The sequence below is a fragment of the Clostridium estertheticum genome (genome assembly GCF_011065935.2).
GTDB classification, from domain to species: domain Bacteria; phylum Bacillota; class Clostridia; order Clostridiales; family Clostridiaceae; genus Clostridium_AD; species Clostridium_AD estertheticum_A.
Map to the genome: position 1 here is coordinate 2,725,632 of NZ_JAAMNH020000001.1, position 20,207 is coordinate 2,745,838.

A 20,207-nucleotide genomic window follows, 5' to 3' on the forward strand; every position below is an offset into this window, starting at 1 on the left:
ATATGTTTACAAAAGCTAAAAAAATTATCAGGGGGTAACTAATGAGGAAAAAAATTAATATTAAAAAACTTCTATTAACGTTTATAGGGTTTTTGATTGTAGGTGGAATTACAATTGAAAATCCTATTTTTTTGGTGGCTTCAGCTGCAGAGCTAATACCACAGGTTTCAATTGTTTCGCTAGACCATGTTCCATTTGTTGAGGGAGACAATAATGAGTTTTATATAGCTTCCAAGGATTATACTGGTAAGGTTCAGTATCAACTATTCTATACTTGTGAAACAACTATGGGGAGCAAATGGCAATTAATCAATAACATTGATATGTCAAATGGGTGGACAAGACCTGTAGATGCTTTTCAACCTCAAAAGGTAGATATTAGTAATTTAAAGTTGAGTGCAGATTATTATAGATTTGCCATAAGAGTTAAAAGAGTTGGAGTAAAAGGTGCATATAGTAATTCCTATGGAGATTACGATAGCGCTTATCCATTCACCATGGATGTTCTAAAAACTTCGGAAATTAATTTAAATGGGAACATGATAATTAATAAAAATAACTTGACCAACAGTGATAGCTTAGTGATTCAAGGGACAAGTACAGATACATCAAATATACAATATAAGCTCCATTTATATGATGTTAAAAATAATAAATGGATGACTAATCTAACAGAGTATAGTGATACTATAAAATACAATCTAAGTAAGATTCCAGCTGGAACATACATAGTGGATGTCTGGGGAAAAAATGTTGGTTCAACTAATAAATATGATGGTTGGAAACTAAGTGTTATCAATGTTATAAATGAGACTATACCTAAAGTTGACATAGTGTCTTTAGAGCATTATCCCTTTGTAGAAAAAGATAATAATGAATTTTTTATAAGTTCTAAGGAGTACAGCGGACTGGTTCAGTATCAATTATTTTATACTTGCGACGCAACTATGAACGGTAAGTGGGAATTAATTAACAATGAGGACATGGTAAGTGGCTGGACAAAAGCTACAAATGCCAAGGAGCCTGTTAAAGTAGATATTAGCAATCTGAATTTGAAACCCCAGTCTTATCGCTTTGCAATTAGGGTAAGAAGATCCGGAGTACCGGGTAAATATAAGAATCAATATGGTGATTATGATGATGCGTATCCTTTCAATGTAACAGTAGCTGCTAATTCTGCTTTAAATCTTGCAGGTAATTTATTGCCGGTTAAATCTGATTATGCTAAAAATGATCAGCTTAAAATAGATAGTGTAGAGGGAACTACTGAAAGTACACAATATAAGCTTCACCTATATGATACAGTAAATAACAAATGGCTTACAAATCTAACAGAATATAGTGACAAAATAGATTATGACTTAAGTAATATTCCAGAAGGAACATATATCTTAGATGTATGGGGAAAAAATCAAAATTCAATTAATAAGTATGACGGGTGGAAATTAAAAGTTATACATATTACATCTGATTTAATGAAAATTACTCAGGTAGAAGATATACAAGCCTCAGTCAAGAGAAGTACTAGATATTATTTGCCAAGGATTGTAACTGCTACCTTAGAGGATGGAAGCAAGGTACTCAAAGCTGTAGTATGGAATGCAGAAGCAGATACTAGAAAAGCAGGCTTATGTGAGCTTTATGGCACAGTATTAGGTTATGATAAGCAAGTAAAGCTTACACTAAACATTGAAGAAACTAGAGGAAATACCTCTGGAAATATTATAAATCTAGGAATGGTAGCACAAAAGGATGGATGGGTTTATTATAATGAAAATAAGGATGCAGACAAACTTTATAAGGTAACTGTAGGTAATGATAAGGCAACAAAGATATGCGATGATACTGCTATATATATAAATATATTAGGTGATTGGATTTATTATAGTAATTTTTCAGATGAAGGTAAGCTTTATAAGATAAAGTTTGATGGAACAGAGCGGACAAAATTAAGTGATGACCTTGTAGATCAGATTACAGTTGAAAATGAGTGGATTTATTATATTAATAATGAGGATGGATTTATATATAAAATAAAAACTGATGGTAGTTCTAAAACTAAGTTAAATAATGATACATCTTATGATATTAATATAGAAGAGGACTTTATTTATTATACAAATTTTGATGATGATTCTAAAATTTATAAAATCACAAAAGACGGGAAAGGAAGAGCTAAAATAAATGATGATAGTTCTGAATATATAAATGTTGAGGATGGATGGATATATTATGCAAATGTAGCTGAAGAATATAAGATTTATAAAATTAAAACTAATGGTACTTCTAGAGAAAAAGTAGGGGATAAAGCGGGGGTATTTCTTAATGTATCAGGTGGATATATTTATTACTCAGATTATGACAATGGAGATTTAAGTAATCTTAAAATAGATGGGGAATCTAATACAATTTTAAGAAGTGGAGTGACTTATTTTCCTAATATTATAGGGGATAACAAATATTATGTGGTGGATGAGACGGAGTTTTTATATAGACTTATAGACAATGGTTACGGTGAAAAGGTTGGTATTGCAGTATCAGACGTAAAACAAGCCAGTTTAAAGTCAATTATGGGACAAAATATTGAATCACCTAAGCAAGCAGAAGCAAAGGTGATAGACGGCTACTACAGACATTTGCCTGTAAAATGGGATGTAAGATAAATTGCACATTTCAAACACAATAAATTAGAGAAAGCCAGCAGAAATGCTGGTTTTTTTTTTGAGAATAAAGTCTCAAAAGAGTAATTTAATTTTAAAAAAAGAATAGATTTTAAATATTATTTACTCTATTAATAAATATAAATTTGACGGAATGTTATTTTATTATATACTAAAACTAGGAGATTATTTCACTAATGAAAGGCGGTATTCATTTTGAATATAATTAAAAAACTAGTATCTAGATTATATAAACGTTTTCTCAAGTTTAAAATAAGAACAAAAATAAATACGATATATCTAGTAATTCTGCTGTTTTCTCTTTCAATAAGCTATGTGGTGTACAATGCAATAAATAATAGAATTGTAGAAAATAATATTAGCAGGACTTCACTTCAGACCTTGAATGCACTAGTTAAGAATCTAGAATATATTTTGGGAAATGTTTCTGAATTTTCTAATCTAATATTTTTTGATAAAGGTGTTCAAGATGCATTAAGGCGTTCAAAATCTGAGGGCATCGAGTATAATATCCAAAGCGTTTTAAATAAATATCTTGCAAATATGCTGCTGTCTGGAGAGTATATATCATCTGTATATGTTTTTGATAATTACGACAATAAGTATTCCATGGGAAAATATGTGCTAAAGCCTATGGTTGTTGACAAAATTGAACATGCACCTTGGTACAATGAGATCATAAATTTACAAGGAGATATGAGGTGGATTGTAAATGCTGGGGGAGCAATAGCAAGGGACCCTAATCATAATTATATATCTTTAGTTAGGGTGATAAATGACATTAACACTATGAAAAAAGTAGCTACTTTGATAGTTAATGTAGATGAGGATACTATTCAAAAGGGTTTTGAGGACATAGGCAATAAATATAAGTCTCAATTTTTTATAATGGATGAAAAGGGACAGTATATTACTAACCCACTTATTAAGGATAAATCTTTTGAGAAAGAGCTAATTCCGAAGCTTGTGGAAAAACAAGGATATACTGTTAAAAACATAGGAAATACTAAAAATATAATATGCTTTACTACTTCAAAAAATTCTAATTGGAAAATTGTTGGTATTATGCCTATAAGCGAATTATCTAAGGATATTAGTACTATGAGAATTATTTCTATAATTATACTTATTATTAATAGTTTGTTTATTTCACTAGGCGCTGTATATGTTACAAAGCTTGTTACAAAGCCACTTATAAAAATGCAACATTATATGGGGAAGGCTGAGAGAGGTGATTTTACAACTATGGCAATAGATATAGATAGAGAGGATGAAATAGTTCAATTAAAAAGGGGCTATAATTCCATGATTATTGAGATAGAGGAATTAATAAATAAAGTTAAAGTGGAACAGATGGTTATAAGAAGAAATGAATTGAATTTAATTAGAGCTCAAGTTAATCCTCACTTTCTATATAATACCCTAGATGCAATTAGTGCTCTATCCTTATTAAAAGATAACGAGAGTGCTTTCAAAATAACCCAATCCTTAGGCGAATTCTACAGGATTAGTTTAAGTAGTGGTAAAGAGATTATAAGGGTGGAAGAAGAAATAAATTGTATTAAAAATTACCTTACAATACTTGATATAAGGTATAAAGGGGAATTTTCTGTCACCTATGAAATAGAAGAAGAAATTTACAATATTGAAATACTAAAGCTTATTTTACAACCCTTTGTAGAGAATGCAATACACCATGGATTAAGAAATAAACATGGAAAGGGAAACCTAGAAATTAAAGCGTACATAAAAGAGGAAATGCTAGTTTTTATAGTGAAAGATGATGGTATTGGTATGAGTTCTGATAAGATAGTGGAAATATTAAGTAGAAAATCTCAAGTGAATAAAAACGGATTTGGTATTTACAGTTCTGTTCAGAGAATTTCGATTTTTTATAATATAGAAAACCCTTTAAGTATAACTAGCGTAATAAATGAAGGTACAGAGATAACCATAAAAGTTCCTATGGTAAAGGGGGAAGCAAATGGAGACAACTAAAGTGTTAATAGTAGATGATGAATATTTAGAGAGAGCTTTAATAAAACTTAGTGTAGATTGGGTAACACATGGCTTTGAAATAATTGGAGAAGCTGAATCAGGCGAATTAGCCTTAAGACTTATGGAAAAGAATCCACCGGATATTTTAATTACAGATATATGTATGCCCTTTATGGATGGTCTTGCGCTATGTAAAAAAGTACGTGAAAAATATGAGCATATAAAAATTATCATTATTACAGGGCATAGGGAATTTGAATATGCAAAAACAGCTATAAAGCTAGGTGTAACGGAGTTCCTTTTAAAACCAATTAATAGTGAGGAAGTTATTAAAATCGCATTGAAACTAAAAGGTGAAATTAAAGATAAGCGAAAATATTTCAATGAATATAATGCAATGAAAAAGCAATTAAGTGGAGGTTTACCTTTTATTAAACTAAATAATAACAAAAAAGTTAGTGAAACAGTGGAAAAAATCATAGCATATATTGAAGAAAATCTTACTAACAGTGATTTATCCTTAAGTACAATATCTTATAGTTTATTTATGAATTATAGTTATCTAAGTAGAGTATTTAAACAGGAAATGGAAGAAAGTATAACGGAGTATATTACAAAACTTAGGATAAATAAAAGCATTTTGTATATTAATAATACAAATTTAAAGGTTTATGAAATAGCAGAAAAAGTAGGTATTAATGATGCCCATTATTTTAGTATTTGTTTTAAAAAGCATACAGGAAAATCAATCAATGAATATAGAAATATGAAATATTTAGTAGAATAATTAACTATTTATATAGAAATTTTGAATTTAACAGAAGATTAATATATTATATAATTTCATTAAGGAGTCCTATAAGATGCTTTTATAAGTTAAATGAAAACGTTTTAAGGGTACCAATTTGTGAATGAATTAAAGGGGGACTATTAATGAATAAGCTTCTAAAAAGAACTTTTACAGGATTATTAACAGCTTCATTACTTGTGACTTTAGTAGGATGTGGGAAATCAAATTCAAACGCAACTAAGGATGCCACTGTGGTAAAGGATACACAGATAACGCTAAATGTATGGCACCAATGGAGCAATGATTCAAATGACTTAAAGAAAATATACGATGCAGCAGTTTTGAAATATCAGACGGAACATAAAAATGTAACTATAAAAACAGATACTTTAGATACAGAAGCATATAAAACAAAGATAAACACAGCCTTTGCAGGCAATACTTCAGCAGTAGACGTTTTTTACTACTTGGGTGGAGGAAAAGCAAGGAAATTAGCAGAATCAGGTAAATTACTACCACTAGATGAATATGTAAAGGATGGCACATTAGATAAAATTATCCCAGGTTCAACAACAGCATTTCAATATAATCAAAAGACTTATTCATTACCAATGTTTTCATGGAACATGGTTTTATATTGTAACAAAGAATTGTTTGATAAAAATGGGGTAAAAATTCCTACAACTTACGATGAGCTATTAGATGCAAGTAAGAAATTATCAGCAAAGGGAGTGCTTCCACTCGTGGTGGGCGCTAAAGATGGATGGAATGCTGCGTTTGTTTACGAAGCGTTAGCATTAAGAGAAGTAGGAGCTGAAAAGATAAATGCAGTTTTAAGTGGCAGTGCAGCTTTCGATGATCCAGGTTTTGCAGAAGCAGCTAGAAAATTAAGTGAATTAAGTGCAGCTGGAGCTTTTGGAAAAAGCCCACTCGCTACATCACACGATGAAGCAGATGCTACCTTTATTGCAGGTAAAGCAGCTATGAGACTCATGGGAAGTTGGCTTGCAGGTAACGTGTATACAAACAAAGATACTGCAGTTAAAGATAAGATTGTTGCAGCTAAAATTCCTATGTCATCAGGAAAAGGTAATACAGATGAATTTGCAGGTGGATTTATAGAATCCTTCTGGGTAAATGCAAACACAAAATATAAAGATGAGTCAGTCCAGTTTACAAAATATATAAATGAAGCTATGGGTAAAGGTGCTGCAGAAAATAGTCTTGGTTTCTCAGGATGGAAAGGTGAAATAGACAACAGTAAATTAAATCCTCTAACAATCCAAATAGCTGAGCAAGTTAAAACTTCAAAAGCAAGTGTTCTAGCTTGGGATACTTCACTTGATGAAGCACCAACTACTGCTCACTTAGAAGCAGTTCAAGCTCTATTTAATAGTAAAATCACCCCTAAAGAATTCATGAAAATTCATCAAGAGGCATTACAGAAATAAAATAATATATTAATCACACAATTTTAATCTAGGCTGTCACCCTAAAATACATAGAATAGGGGACAGCCTATATTAATAAAAATTTTATGGGTTGAGGTGATATTTTGAATAAGCTAATGTATAATAAAAAAGCTATTGCTGTGTTTTTAGTTCCAACATTTATCATATATTTTTTAGTAGTGTTATTACCTATAGTTATAACTGCCTATTATGGTTTGTTTAAATATAATGGTATGGGTAGCATGGAATTTATAGGACTTCAAAATTATAGCAAATTAATTTTATCTGATCCAGTATTTCAAAAATCCATTATTAATTCATTAAAACTTGTGGCTGCATCACTATTTATTCAGCTACCAATTGCCTTGGTACTGGCAATGATACTTGCAAGGGGAGTAAAATTTGAAGAATTTTTTAGAACGATTTATTTTATTCCTGTGGTTATTTCAAGTATGGTTATTGGACAATTATGGATGAAAATTTTCAATGGGGACCATGGTTTATTAAATGAATTTCTTAAGTCAATTGGTCTTGGTAAGTATGCTTTACCTTGGCTAGGAAGAGAGGATACTGCATTTTTAGCAACCGTGATTCCCGGAGTATGGCAATATATAGGCTATCACATGCTAATATTATATGCAGGAATAAAATCCATTTCAGAGGATGTTTATGAGGCTGCGAGGATTGATGGAGCAAATGCAATTCAGACTGCCTTCAAAATAACCCTGCCATTGCTTATGCCTATATTAAAAGTGTGTGTAACATTTTCAGCCATAGGTTCACTTAAAGCTTTTGATTTAGTATATATTATGACTGGTGGCGGACCATTCCATTCGAGTGAGGTGCCAAGCACCGTTATGTACGCAAACTTATTTAAAAAAGGTGCATATGGATATGGTAGTGCACAAGCGTTTTTTATTATACTTGAGTGTTTGATTATGAGTCTTGTAGTGCAAGCAATGTTTAAAAAGTCAGAAGATTCAGCGTCAGCACTATAAGTTAGGAGGTTTGAAAATGAAGAAGAAAATAAAGTGGAAATTATCTTCAATTATTTTGATGATTATATTATTTGGGATTGCTATTATTCAACTATATCCACTATTATGGATGATAATGTTTTCGCTAAAGGATAATACTGAAATTTTTTATACTAACATAGCGGGGATTCCAAAGATATTTAGATGGGAAAATTATAGCGGTGCCCTTATCAATGGGGGACTATTAAAATACTTTTCAAATAGTGTGTTCTATACTGTAGTTACAGTAGTGGTTTCAGGGCTTTTAAGTTCCATGGCGGCCTATGCTATAGCTAGAATGAAGTGGAAATATAATAATATAGTAATGTCCCTTTTCCTTTTAGGAATTATGGTGCCTATTCATGCAGCTTTACTACCACTATTTATAGTGCTTACCAAGTTAAAGCTTCTAGACTCTTATTCAGCATTGCTAATTCCATATATTGCCTTTGCACTACCAATGAGTATTTTAATATTGGTAAGCTTTTATAAATCCATACCAAAGGAGCTAGAAGAGGCAGCATATATTGATGGGTGCAATGTTTATATGGCTTTCTTTAGGGTTATTTTCCCTGTAGTAAAACCTGCTCTCGCTACTATTTCAATATTTACATTTTTAGGTACTTGGAATGAATTAATGTTCGCAAATACCTTTGTTAACAGTGGTAAATATAGAACTTTAACAGTAGGAATAATGTCACTAGCCGGTCAATATGCCACAGACTGGGGAATGATTGGTGCAGGTATGGTAATTGCAACGCTTCCAACAGTAATAATATATATACTTTTAAGCAGACAAGTTCAGGAAAGTCTTATTTCTGGTGCTATTAAAGGTTAATATTACAGCACCTGAGGGAATTATCTAAGGAAGGAGCGGATAGATATGTGCAATAGCAATAGAAGTGGTTTGCAATTTACTTCAGCACAGGGAGAATTTAAATTAGTGAACGCAGATAATACAAGTTATTTGTATTTTCCATTAACTAATGAGGGTGGAATGATGTCCTCAATTACTCCGCTATTGCAGGGAGATATTAAAACAAATCAAAACACTTTTTTAATGGCTCCAGTTTCATCGGAGGACCTACATAATTCAAGATCCGGTAGAAACTTTTGGCTATTTATAGAGGGCTATGGACCTTGGTCATTAATGGGCAGTTCACCAACTCAGATATCAAAGCACTTCCAGGCTGAAAGTGAAGAAACTGTTATTGTAGAAGCCGGCTTTCTATGGCATAGAGTTATAAGAGAAAATTTAAAAATTGGTATAAAAGCAGACATAACTAGCTTTGTACCACAAGGGCTAGATAATGTAGAGCTAATGAAAGTCACAGTTACAAATGTTCAAGATAAAGCTATAGAGTTTACGCCTACAGCGGCTATGCCTATATTTGGACGTTCAGCAGATAATATAAGGGATCATAGACATGTAACTTCTCTATTACAGAGAACTTATACTAGCGATTATGGCGTTATGGTAAAGCCAACTTTATCCTTTGATGAAAGAGGTCACAAAATAAACAATATTGTGTATTCCGTACAAGGAGTAGAGGATAATGGAAATGCTCCTATAGGTTATTTCCCGGAAGTTGAAGGATATATTGGTGAGGGTGGCAACTTAGAATGGCCTGAGGCTATTGTGAGGAATAGTGAGAATTATTACAAGGCTAATGAAATCCTAGAGGGATACGAGGCTTTAGGTGGTCTGCGATTTAAAAATATAAAACTTCAAAAAGGTCAGTCAAAGACATATATTATATCAATGTCTATTAGTGGAGATGAAGTTGAGGCACTAAATTACAGAAAGAAATATTGTGCATTATCTACTTTTGATTTGGCTTTTGATGAAAATAAGAAACATTGGCAAGAAAAAATAAATAAACTTTCCTTCAAATCTGGAGATGAAATTTTTGACAACTGGATGAAATGGGTTGCTCTTCAACCTATCCTACGACGGATATATGGATGCTCATATTTACCTCACCATGACTATGGAAGAGGGGGAAGAGGATGGCGAGATCTATGGCAGGATTGTCTTGCACTATTAATTATAGAACCAGAAGGAGTAAGGACTGTTTTACTTAACAACTATGCAGGGGTAAGAATAGATGGTAGTAATGCTACTATTATTGGGGCTAAACCTGGAGAATTTATTGCTGATAGAAATAATATTGCAAGAATCTGGATGGATCATGGAGCGTGGCCTTTCCTAACTACAAAGCTGTATATAGAGCAAAGTGGTGATATAGAATTTTTACTTCAGGAGCAAGTGTATTTTAAGGATAAACAAATTAAAAGATGCACTGATATTGATAAAAATTGGAAGGATGAATATGGAAATAAACTTAAGAATATTAAGGGTGATATTTATAGAGGTACAATTTTAGAACATATATTAATTGAAAATTTAACCCCGTTTTTTAATGTAGGAATGCATAACAATATTAAGTTAGAGGGAGCAGACTGGAATGACGGATTAGATATGGCATCTGATAAAGGAGAAAGTGTTGCTTTTACTGCTTTTTATGGAAGTAATTTAATTGAGATTAGCAATTTACTACAAGCATTGAAAAATAAAGCCTCCGTTAATTATATAGAGATAGCTTCTGAAATTGTAGAGCTTTTTGATTCACTAGGTGAAGAAATTGATTATGGGGACGTTTCACAAAAACTCCAGTTGTTAAACAAATATTATAATAAATGCATTAATAATATTTCAGGAGAAAAAATGAAAATCCATATAGATAATATTATAAGTGACCTTAGAAGAAAGGGGAATTGGACAATAAACCATGTGAGAAAAAATGAAATAATAAAAAATAGAGAGGGTTATGAATGGTTTAATGGATACTATGACAATGATGGTAATAGAGTAGAGGGCGACAATGACCTAGGAGTAAGGATGATTTTAACTGGTCAAGTGTTTACTATTATGGGTAATGTGGCTACAGATGAGCAGATAGATAAGATTATTGAAGCAAGCAACAGATATTTAAGAGATGAAGAGGTTGGAGGATATAGACTTAATACTAATTTTAATGAGGTTAAGTTAAATATGGGAAGACTTTTTGGATTCGCCTATGGACATAAAGAAAATGGTGCAATGTTTAGTCATATGTCAATTATGTACGGCAATGCCCTTTATAAAAGGGGATATGTCAAGAGTGGATTTGAGGTTATAAATTCTATATACAAGCATTGTGTAGATTTTGATAAAAGTAGGATATATCCTGGAGTACCTGAATATATTAACCAAAAGGGAAGAGGTATGTACAATTATTTAACGGGCTCAGCTAGTTGGTTGCTTTTAACATTGCTTACTGAGGTATATGGAGTGAAGGGTAGCATGGGAGACTTAGTAATTCAGCCTAAAATATTGAGAGAGCAGTTTGACAAATCAGGTGAAGTAGATGTTTCAACGATTTTTGCTGGAAAAACTTTAAATATTTGTTATAAGAACATTAATAATGTGGAATTTGGTGAATATAAAGTTGGTAAGGTAAAAATTAATGGTGAAAACATAGAATATATAAATGAAGAGAGTAAGGCTATAATAAGTAGAACTTTAATAGAAGCCTTACAAAGTGATAAAGCGCATCAGCTAAAAGTTGAGTTATTATAGCAATTACTGCACAGAGTTAAAAGTGATATCTATATAATAATATTTAATAAGTGATTTTGTTACTTCTTTATAAGAGGCAACATTTCTTTTATATAAGAATAATAAGTTGGAGGTGCTACCTTGGAGATAAACGAAAGCCTTTTAGAAATAAAAGAGTATGGGGGTGATGGTTATATGCCTATGATTGACTATGGTAATTGGAGAGTTGCCATCTTAAAATATTGTGATGAATTGCTTCCAGAAAACATTATTAAGATGCAAAAGCATAATGATACAGATGAGGTATTTGTGCTTTTAAAAGGTAAATTCATACTTTATATAGGGGATGGTGACGATATGGTAGAAAATGTATACGCCAAGGAACTACAGCCTTTAAAAATGTATAATGTAAAAAAAGCTACTTGGCACACTCATAGCTTAAGTGAGGATGCAGTGGTATTAATTATAGAAAACCAAAATACAGAACTTAGTAATTCACCAGAAACCCAGTTAACATTAGGACAAAGGGGGAAAATAATAGAACTAAGTAATGTGAAAGCAAAATAGAAATATTGTTACAATAAAGAGTTAAATGAACCTTTAAAAATAGAGCAAGCGTTAATTAATTAAATACTGAGGTATTAAAATTTTAACATAAAGAAAGACTCCAAGAATAGTTATATCCTTGGAGTCTTTTCTTTATTTTAAAATTTTATTTAAATTCTAAAGTACTAGTATCAAGCCAGGTCCATTCAGGTTTAAAAACTTTTATATCATCTACAAGTTGGAATAATGCCAAATCAGCTTGTTTTGCCTCTAGCATTATATCTAAATCAACTCCTAGTGGAATACACTTTTCAATAAACTCGATGAAAGTTGCTGGATCAATGTTATCGGCATGCTTTTTATCTTTTTCTCCAGTTTTAGGGGTAGAAAAATGTATTTTAACTGGTAGAAGTTCGTTTTCCCAAGTGGAAAATATGTCTTTTAACATAGGTTCTAGTTCATCGCCACCGTTGTTGCAGTTATGATGATGTACATCAAGTACCATTGGCACATTTATTTCTTTGCATATGTTTAATACTTCTTTTGTAGTAAAGCTTTTATCATCATTTTCAAATACTAATAATTTTGTTATTTCTTTTGGTAAGTTATTATAATTCTTAAAGAATCTTTCTGTAGCAGCTAGTTTCCCGCCTTCTTTACCTCCGATGTGCAATATCATTTTTCCTAAGGGATAATTAATGTCCTGGAAAAAATTTGCATGGAACATAAGATTTTTTTCAGTAGCCTTTATTACTTCTTCCTTAGAACTATTTATAACATTAGATTCATCAGGGTGCATATCAACTCTTAAATTATTATTGTTTATATAATTTCCAAGCCAATCAAAATCCATTTTTAAAATTCTTCTGAACTCCCAATCCGTAACTTCAGGATGAGTAGCTAGAGGTATTAGTGCAGAAGTTATTCTATAAAAGTGAACATTGTTTTTTACAGTGTATTCTAAAATTTTATATAAATCATTGACGTTTGATACCGCTACCTTTTGAAGTTTTTCGAGTTTATCTCTATCCGTGGATTGTTTAGTATATGTAGAAAAAGTTACTGTGCTAGCAGAAGTTATTTTTGCTGCTTTTAAAGCAGTAGCTACGTAGCCTAATCTTATTTGCATAATATCACTCCTCATATAATTTAGTTATACCAATGAATATAAATTAAATAATTACTTGCGCAGCTGTTTTCATTTTCTAAGCTGCAATATTAACGACTTCAGAAGGAGAGATATACTCCAACTGAAGTTCTATCTTTGTTGAGTATATCTCTCACTCGTGGAATATAGGGGGATGTCCTTCTGAAATGTCGTTAAAACATTTCTACTAACGGATATTCTTTAATATATTTTAATTATTGCTCAATCGTATGAAAATTATAATATCCTAGAATAAGTATATTTTTTGCAATTCTACCCATGATGAAGATAACTTTAAAATATTGTACAAAATATTTTAAGTCAGGGTATAAAATATACTAATAAAAGTGTTACATATAAAGCTCCATATCATCAAAGCCATAACAATATTTAAAATGTTTGTTAAAAACATCTTATTAAATAAATATAATATTTGAATAGATGTTAGAATAAACCCTATGTTTAATCATATCACATAACTATAGTGTGTGTAAAATAATATACAAATAATCAAATAAATATTTGCATATTTTGATGAGATTCACTAAAAAAACATGAAAAATATAAATATCAAAGGCATTATTGCTATAAAACATTTAAATTATAGATTTTTCTGTTAAAATCATATAGTATTAATGAGGACAGTTAAAATTATTAGAATGTTGGTAAAATTATTAATGGAGGTAAAGACATGGCAGATATTAAATATGAAATAAAAGAAACACTAGGAGAATTGTCAGAAGATGGTAAAATATGGAGAAAAGAATTAAATCTTATAAGTTGGAATGATAAGGAAGCTAAGTACGATATTAGAGATTGGTCCCCAGAACATGAGAAAATGGGAAAAGGGATTACACTATCTAAAGAAGAACTTATAAAGCTTAAAGGATTGCTTAATGAGATGAACCTGTAACAAATATAAGGTATATGAAAACAAGGTGTGGTAATTTTACCATCCCTTGTTTTTTTATATAGAAAATCGCAGGGCCTCATTTGTTAATTATATATGTGAAAAACTATATTGTTTAAAAAATAACATACTTTTACACTTCTCATATTTTAATAATGATAAAATGCGAATTAAAAAATACCACGAATAAACCTGTAATTGACTATATGTAAAGGTTTGCAAGCATCTAGTAATTGTGAATGAATAATAAGATATGTTGAAAATTATAAAAAAAGTGTTTACAAAGATGAAAACATTGTGATATAATTAACACACAACAAGGAACTAATATATAAAATAAAAACTACTCTGAAATATTAAATAAAAAATTACTTCAAATCAATAAACAAATAAATTATTATTATAAAAGTTGACCATTAATGTAATCTATTATTATGAAAGAGGTGTAGCATATGAAAGTAACAAACGTAGAAGAATTAATGATTAGAATAAAAGAGGTTAGAAGTGCTCAAAAGGAGTTTTCTACTTATTCTCAAGACCAGGTAGATGAAATATTTAGACAAGCAGCAATGGCTGCAAATAATTCAAGAATTGATTTAGCAAAGATGGCAGTAGAAGAAACAGGTATGGGAATTGTAGAAGACAAGGTTATAAAAAACCATTTTGCTTCAGAATATATATATAATCAATATAAAGATGAAAAAACTTGTGGAGTTATAGATGTAGATAAATCTTTTGGTATTACAAAAATCGCAGAACCAATAGGAGTTGTAGCTGCCATTGTGCCAACTACAAATCCAACATCTACAGCAATATTTAAAGCTCTTATATCGTTAAAAACTAGAAATGGTATCATTTTCTCCCCACATCCAAGAAGTAAAAAGTCCACTATTGCAGCAGCTAAAATAATACTGGATGCAGCAGTTAAAGCGGGCGCTCCAAAAGGAATAATAGCGTGGATAGATGAGCCCTCAGTAGAACTATCACAAGTAGTTATGAGAGAATCAGATATAATACTTGCAACAGGTGGCCCGGGAATGGTTAAAGCTGCTTATTCTTCAGGAAAACCAGCTATCGGAGTTGGCGCAGGAAATACACCAGCAATTATTGATGAAACAGCTGAAATTAAAATGTCTGTAAACTCGATTTTACTTTCTAAGAGCTTTGATAATGGGGTAATATGTGCTTCAGAACAATCAGTATTAGTTATGGAAGAAATATATGATGAAGTTAGGAAAGAGTTTTCTGAAAGAGGAGCTTATATCCTTAAAAAAGCGGAAGTAGACAAAGTAAGAAAAATAATATTAACTAACGGATCATTAAATGCAAATATAGTAGGTCAATCTGCATTTAAGATAGCAGAAATGGCAGGAGTGAAAGTTCCTGAAGAAACAAAGGTAATTATAGGAGAAGTTGAATCTGTAGAACTTGAAGAAGCATTTTCACACGAAAAATTATCTCCAGTGCTTGCTATGTATAAGGTTAAAACTTTTGATGAAGCACTAACAAAAGCAGAAAGACTTGTTGAACTTGGAGGCTTTGGACATACATCATCATTATACACTCACAGAACTAAGTCTGCAGATAGAATAGCTAAGTTTGGTGCAACCATGAAAACAGGAAGGGTTATAGTAAACATGCCGGCGGCTCAAGGCGCTATAGGTGATCTATACAACTTTAAGCTAGCTCCTTCATTAACCCTGGGTTGTGGATCATGGGGTGGAAACTCCGTATCAGAAAACGTGGGAGTTAAACATTTATTAAATGTGAAGAGTGTAGCTGAGAGGAGAGAAAACATGCTTTGGTTTAGAGTTCCAGAAAAAGTTTATTTTAAATATGGTAGTCTTGGAGTAGCATTAAAAGAATTAAAGGACATGAACAAGAAAAAAGCATTTATAGTAACTGACAAGGTTCTTTATGACCTAGGATACGTTGACAAAGTTACAAGCATTTTAGAAGAAACTGGAGTAGAATTTAAAATATTCTATGATGTAGAACCGGACCCAACTCTTGCTATAGCAAAAAAAGGTGCTAAAGAAATGGAAATATTTAAGCCAGATACAATAATAGCACTTGGTGGTGGCTCACCGATGGATGCAGCTAAAATCATGTGGGTAATGTATGAGCATCCTGAAGTAAGATTCGAAGATTTAGCTATGAGATTTATGGATATCAGAAAGAGAGTATATCCTTTCCCTAAAATGGGTGAAAAAGCTATGATGGTTTCAATACCAACTTCAGCAGGAACAGGTTCAGAGGTTACTCCATTTGCAGTAATTACCGATGAGAAAACAGGAGTTAAATATCCATTAGCTGATTATGAGTTAACTCCAAATATGGCCATAGTAGATGCAGAACTTATGATGAATATGCCAAAGGGACTCACGGCAGCTTCTGGTATAGATGCATTAACTCATGCTATAGAAGCCTATGTATCAGTACTTGCATCGGAATATACTAATGGAATGGCTTTAGAAGCAATGAGATTAATATTCAAGTATTTACCACAAGCTTATAATGAGGGTACAACTAATATAAAAGCAAGAGAAAAAATGGCTAGTGCATCAACAATGGCTGGTATGGCTTTTGCAAATGCTTTCCTAGGAGTATGTCATTCCATGGCACATAAATTAGGTTCAGAGCATCATGTACCACACGGTGTTGCTAATGCATTACTAATCAATGAAGTTATAAGATTCAACGCTGTAGATAACCCAAGAAAACAAGCAGCCTTCCCACAATATAAATACCCAAATGCTAAGTGGAGATATGCAAGAATGGCTGACTATTTACAACTAGGTGGAAACACAGAAGATGAAAAAATAGAATTATTAATTAAAGCTATTGATGAATTAAAAGCTAAAATTAACATCCCTATGACAATAAGTGAAGCAGGCGTTTCTAAAGAAAAATTCTATGCTACCTTAGATCATATGAGTGAGCAAGCTTTTGATGACCAATGTACAGGAGCTAATCCAAGATATCCATTGATTAGTGAACTTAAGCAAATGTATATAAATGTCTTTGAAAAATAAATTTACTAATTTGATAAACTTTAAAAGTCAATCTTAAGAAGTTTATTCAACTTATATACAAAAAAAGCAGCAGTGCATGAAAATGCATTGCTGCTTTTTAAATTATACAATACTTTTTCTTATATTATTCTATAACAAATTTATAATTTGTTTTTCATTGGAAGCCCAATGGTTATCTTTGTTCCCATTTCAGGTCTGCTTTCTACTACAATGGAGCCATTATTCTTGCCAATAATCCATTTTGCTATAGATAAACCAAGTCCTGTTCCACCACTTTCTTTTGTTCTTGACTTGTCACATCTATAAAACCTATTGAAAATAAAGGGAAGATCTTCTTTAGGGATACCTATTCCTGTATCTATAATTTCGATCAATAGAATCTTCTTTTTAATATAGCTATTTAACACAATAGTTCCACCCTTTGGAGTATACTTTATGCTATTATCTATAAAAACCCTTAATGCCTGCTTAAGTAGTTTTTTATCTGCATAAATAGAAGCTTGTTCATTCACATCAGATTTTATTTCATGGAGAATATCAATTAATTTCGTTTCTTTTATGATTTCATCTATCAATTCATTAATATAAAAATACTCTTTTTCTATTTTTTGAGTATTTTTATCACTTCTAGCAAGGAATAAAAGCTTTTCTACTAACAGTTGCATATCCTCAGCTTCACCCTTGATAGCGGTTATAGACTCCTCTAGCACTTCTTTATCATCTTTTCCCCAGCGGTATAGCATGTTCGCATAGCCCTGAATAACAGAGATTGGCGTTCGAAGCTCATGAGAAGCATCTGATACAAATTGGTTTTGCTGTTCATAGGAAGTTTGAATACCATCCAGCATTTTATTAATAGTTTCAGCTAAATCTTTTAGTTCATCATGGGAAATACTAACATTTAATCTAGTATCTAAGGCATTAATTGAAATGGCTTTTGTGATTTTTGTCATGTCTTTTATAGGCAGAAGCATTTTTTTACTGGCTTTAGATCCAACACCTAATGTAACAATTAAAGAGAATATGTTTACTAGAAAAATAATTAGAGAAAAAATGCCCCAATATTCATTTTCTTTTTTAAGGCTTTTAGAAAATTGAAGGAAAAAGGTTTTATTATTTTGGGTCAGTTTAGTAGTAACAAAAACAATTTGTTGGTTTATTTCATTAATAACAGGGTAAGTTGAGGTATCTTTATTAAAAGATACCTTTGTTTTATCTTTTTGGGTAGAATAAACAAGATTTTCACTTTTATCAAAAACACTAAAGGTTACATATTCTATATTAGAAAAAATATCCACATTAAATTTCTGAATATCACTGTCTAATTTAGCATAATTAATAGCCACTGAACTATATTTAGTAAGCTCACCCTGAACTTCGTTTAGTTGAAATAACCTAAAGCCTATAATTAAACCTACACTTAACAGAAGTAGTGTAATAGAAAAAATAAGAGTGTATACTGCGGTCATTTTAAAACTAATTGAAAATCTTAACCCTTTATGAATTTCGTAAGTTAGTTTCTTTAATAACTTTGGTATAAAAATTAGTATTATTTTTATTGCCTTGAATAGAAATCGCAAGTATTGTAACATAAACTTAAAGATAAATTTTAAATTATTCATCTTTTAAAAGATACCCCACCCCTCGTACTGTATAAATAAATTTCTTGTTGAATCTATCATCTATTTTACTTCTTAAATATCTAATGTACACATCCACTACATTAGTATCACCCATATATTCATAGCCCCATACTATATCTATAATTTTATTTCTTGTAAGTACAATATTTTTATTTTCAATTAGGTATTTAAGTAAATCAAATTCCGTTTTAGTTAGGTCTATGGAGTTGCTTCTAAATGTAACCATATGTCCATCTAAGTCTAAGGACAATTCCCCAATAGATAATATATTAGTGATTCCTTTAAAAACTGGTGCTTTTTTTAATGCTGTTCTTATTCTTGCTAGTAATTCTTCAATAGCAAAAGGCTTAGTCATATAGTCATCGGCTCCTATGTCAAGGCCCATAACTTTATCCATTATCTCATCTTTTGCAGTAAGCATTATAACGGGAACCGCAGACACTAGCCTTAGTCTTCTTAATACTTCTAGGCCGTTTAGTGAAGGTAGCATAATATCAAGAATTATTATATCAAAAATTTCGTTAATAGCTTTATCTAAGCCCTCTCGTCCGTCATGACATTGATAAACGGTATAGCCCTCATAGGCTAATTCTAGCTCAAGAAATCTTGCTATTTTTATTTCATCCTCAATTATTAAAATTTTTTGTCCACTCATATATACATTAACCCCCAAAATATATTATATTACCCCCCAACTATCGCACTTAATTTCTCTATGCAGTAATATAGAACGATTATGTGCGAAAGTTGAGTTAATTACCATAGTTTTATTATATATTATTTTGTATATAATTGCAGACATTCGATTTTATATTTTTATTTAAATTTTACTGTTATAAAAGAACAACCTACATTGATAAAATGTAGGTTACTAGGGCATTATTCAGTTTTCATTTCTTCTGTAATTTTTGTAGTTACTTTATTGATAGCAACGGACATCTTATCAAAAACTTTATTTATTTCTAAGTTTTCACTATTTTTCTTTTGAATTCTTATTTTATGGTTAGTTACCAAAGCATATATTATTGCTGCAATTGCTAATGGAGTAGCCACTATACTTATTATAATACCTAGGGTTACAGAAATATTTAATACAACATTATCATCCTTTTTAACTATTAATTTTGTTTCGTTGCCTTTTTTAATAAGCTTCTTTACACTCTTAAAGAATTTGCTTTCACTGGAAGGAGTCTCTTCTGGCTTAATCTTGTTTTGTTTTTCAAGATATACTATTGCCTCTATAAGGTTTCCTGCATTTTGCTCTAAGGCGTTTTTAGCATCCTCATAACTTACATTAGCTCTTTTTCTTAACTCATCAATTTGCTCTAAATTTATTGACATTTAAATTCCTCCTAATTTTTATTTGGGTTGTATAAGAATTATTTGCTT

14 protein-coding genes are annotated in these 20,207 nt (G+C 31.2%); 10 read left to right on the top strand and 4 right to left on the bottom strand.

Annotation, left to right across the window (positions count from 1 at the left end):
- The first annotated feature begins 41 nt into the window (after positions 1 to 41).
- From G9F72_RS12810 to G9F72_RS12845, 8 genes are all read left to right on the top strand, one after another.
- Complete coding sequence (locus G9F72_RS12810) at positions 42 to 2,663, top strand: DUF5050 domain-containing protein (protein WP_164958747.1); 2,622 nt, start codon at positions 42 to 44, stop codon at positions 2,661 to 2,663.
- Positions 2,664 to 2,876: 213 nt separating this feature from the next.
- Complete coding sequence (locus G9F72_RS12815) at positions 2,877 to 4,679, top strand: histidine kinase (RefSeq protein WP_164958746.1); 1,803 nt, start codon at positions 2,877 to 2,879, stop codon at positions 4,677 to 4,679.
- A complete protein-coding gene (locus G9F72_RS12820) occupies positions 4,666 to 5,466 on the top strand; it encodes a response regulator (RefSeq protein ID WP_164958745.1) in 801 nt (266 codons plus the stop codon). The genes G9F72_RS12815 and G9F72_RS12820 overlap by 14 nt, the downstream gene beginning before the upstream one ends.
- A 146-nt stretch (positions 5,467 to 5,612) precedes the next feature.
- Positions 5,613 to 6,920: an extracellular solute-binding protein gene (locus G9F72_RS12825; RefSeq protein ID WP_164958744.1), complete on the top strand. Its 1,308-nt coding sequence runs from the start codon at positions 5,613 to 5,615 to the stop codon at positions 6,918 to 6,920.
- 116 nt (positions 6,921 to 7,036) lie between these two features.
- Positions 7,037 to 7,918, top strand: a complete 882-nt coding sequence (locus G9F72_RS12830; protein ID WP_224676111.1) for a carbohydrate ABC transporter permease — start codon at positions 7,037 to 7,039, stop codon at positions 7,916 to 7,918.
- Between the two features lie 16 nt (positions 7,919 to 7,934).
- A complete protein-coding gene (locus tag G9F72_RS12835; protein WP_164958742.1) occupies positions 7,935 to 8,774 on the top strand; it encodes a carbohydrate ABC transporter permease in 840 nt (279 codons plus the stop codon).
- 45 nt (positions 8,775 to 8,819) lie between these two features.
- Entirely contained in the window at positions 8,820 to 11,558 is a 2,739-nt protein-coding gene (locus G9F72_RS12840; RefSeq protein WP_164958741.1) for a GH36-type glycosyl hydrolase domain-containing protein, read from the top strand.
- Positions 11,559 to 11,678: 120 nt separating this feature from the next.
- Complete coding sequence (locus G9F72_RS12845) at positions 11,679 to 12,104, top strand: hypothetical protein (RefSeq protein WP_224676112.1); 426 nt, start codon at positions 11,679 to 11,681, stop codon at positions 12,102 to 12,104.
- Positions 12,105 to 12,249: 145 nt separating this feature from the next.
- Here the strand turns inward: G9F72_RS12845 and uvsE are convergent, their stop codons facing one another.
- On the bottom strand, positions 12,250 to 13,212 hold the full coding sequence (gene uvsE, locus G9F72_RS12850) for a UV DNA damage repair endonuclease UvsE (protein ID WP_164958740.1): 963 nt from the start codon (positions 13,210 to 13,212) through the stop codon (positions 12,250 to 12,252).
- Positions 13,213 to 13,921: 709 nt separating this feature from the next.
- On the opposite strand from uvsE, the gene G9F72_RS12855 reads away from it, so the two are divergent.
- Both G9F72_RS12855 and adhE read left to right on the top strand, forming a co-directional pair.
- The gene (locus tag G9F72_RS12855; RefSeq protein WP_164958739.1) at positions 13,922 to 14,143 is read left to right on the top strand and encodes a YdbC family protein; all 222 of its coding nucleotides are present in this window, start codon (positions 13,922 to 13,924) and stop codon (positions 14,141 to 14,143) included.
- 449 nt (positions 14,144 to 14,592) lie between these two features.
- Positions 14,593 to 17,175 (top strand): bifunctional acetaldehyde-CoA/alcohol dehydrogenase, encoded by a 2,583-nt coding sequence (gene adhE, locus G9F72_RS12860; protein WP_164958738.1) that lies wholly within the window; start codon positions 14,593 to 14,595, stop codon positions 17,173 to 17,175.
- Positions 17,176 to 17,315: 140 nt separating this feature from the next.
- On the opposite strand, the gene G9F72_RS12865 is transcribed toward adhE, so the two are convergent.
- From G9F72_RS12865 to G9F72_RS12875, 3 genes are all read right to left on the bottom strand, one after another.
- Positions 17,316 to 18,797, bottom strand: coding sequence for a sensor histidine kinase (locus tag G9F72_RS12865; RefSeq protein ID WP_224676113.1), 1,482 nt, complete (start codon positions 18,795 to 18,797; stop codon positions 17,316 to 17,318).
- Entirely contained in the window at positions 18,790 to 19,473 is a 684-nt protein-coding gene (locus G9F72_RS12870; RefSeq protein ID WP_164958737.1) for a response regulator transcription factor, read from the bottom strand. Before G9F72_RS12870 ends, G9F72_RS12865 begins: the two co-directional genes overlap by 8 nt.
- Before the next feature lie 224 nt (positions 19,474 to 19,697).
- Positions 19,698 to 20,159, bottom strand: coding sequence for a DUF4342 domain-containing protein (locus tag G9F72_RS12875; protein WP_164958736.1), 462 nt, complete (start codon positions 20,157 to 20,159; stop codon positions 19,698 to 19,700).
- Positions 20,160 to 20,207 lie beyond the last annotated feature (48 nt).

Bases quoted from the DNA above. Each gene is read 5' to 3' on its own strand.
- G9F72_RS12810 (WP_164958747.1), top strand. From the start codon at position 42: ATGAGGAAAAAAATTAATATTAAAAAACTTCTATTAACGTTTATAGGG.
- G9F72_RS12820 (WP_164958745.1), top strand. From the start codon at position 4,666: ATGGAGACAACTAAAGTGTTAATAGTAGATGATGAATATTTAGAGAGA.
- G9F72_RS12825 (WP_164958744.1), top strand. From the start codon at position 5,613: ATGAATAAGCTTCTAAAAAGAACTTTTACAGGATTATTAACAGCTTCA.
- G9F72_RS12830 (WP_224676111.1), top strand. From the start codon at position 7,037: ATGTATAATAAAAAAGCTATTGCTGTGTTTTTAGTTCCAACATTTATC.
- G9F72_RS12835 (WP_164958742.1), top strand. From the start codon at position 7,935: ATGAAGAAGAAAATAAAGTGGAAATTATCTTCAATTATTTTGATGATT.
- G9F72_RS12840 (WP_164958741.1), top strand. From the start codon at position 8,820: ATGTGCAATAGCAATAGAAGTGGTTTGCAATTTACTTCAGCACAGGGA.
- uvsE (WP_164958740.1), bottom strand. From the start codon at position 13,212: ATGCAAATAAGATTAGGCTACGTAGCTACTGCTTTAAAAGCAGCAAAA.
- G9F72_RS12855 (WP_164958739.1), top strand. From the start codon at position 13,922: ATGGCAGATATTAAATATGAAATAAAAGAAACACTAGGAGAATTGTCA.
- adhE (WP_164958738.1), top strand. From the start codon at position 14,593: ATGAAAGTAACAAACGTAGAAGAATTAATGATTAGAATAAAAGAGGTT.
- G9F72_RS12865 (WP_224676113.1), bottom strand. From the start codon at position 18,797: ATGAATAATTTAAAATTTATCTTTAAGTTTATGTTACAATACTTGCGA.
- G9F72_RS12870 (WP_164958737.1), bottom strand. From the start codon at position 19,473: ATGAGTGGACAAAAAATTTTAATAATTGAGGATGAAATAAAAATAGCA.
- G9F72_RS12875 (WP_164958736.1), bottom strand. From the start codon at position 20,159: ATGTCAATAAATTTAGAGCAAATTGATGAGTTAAGAAAAAGAGCTAAT.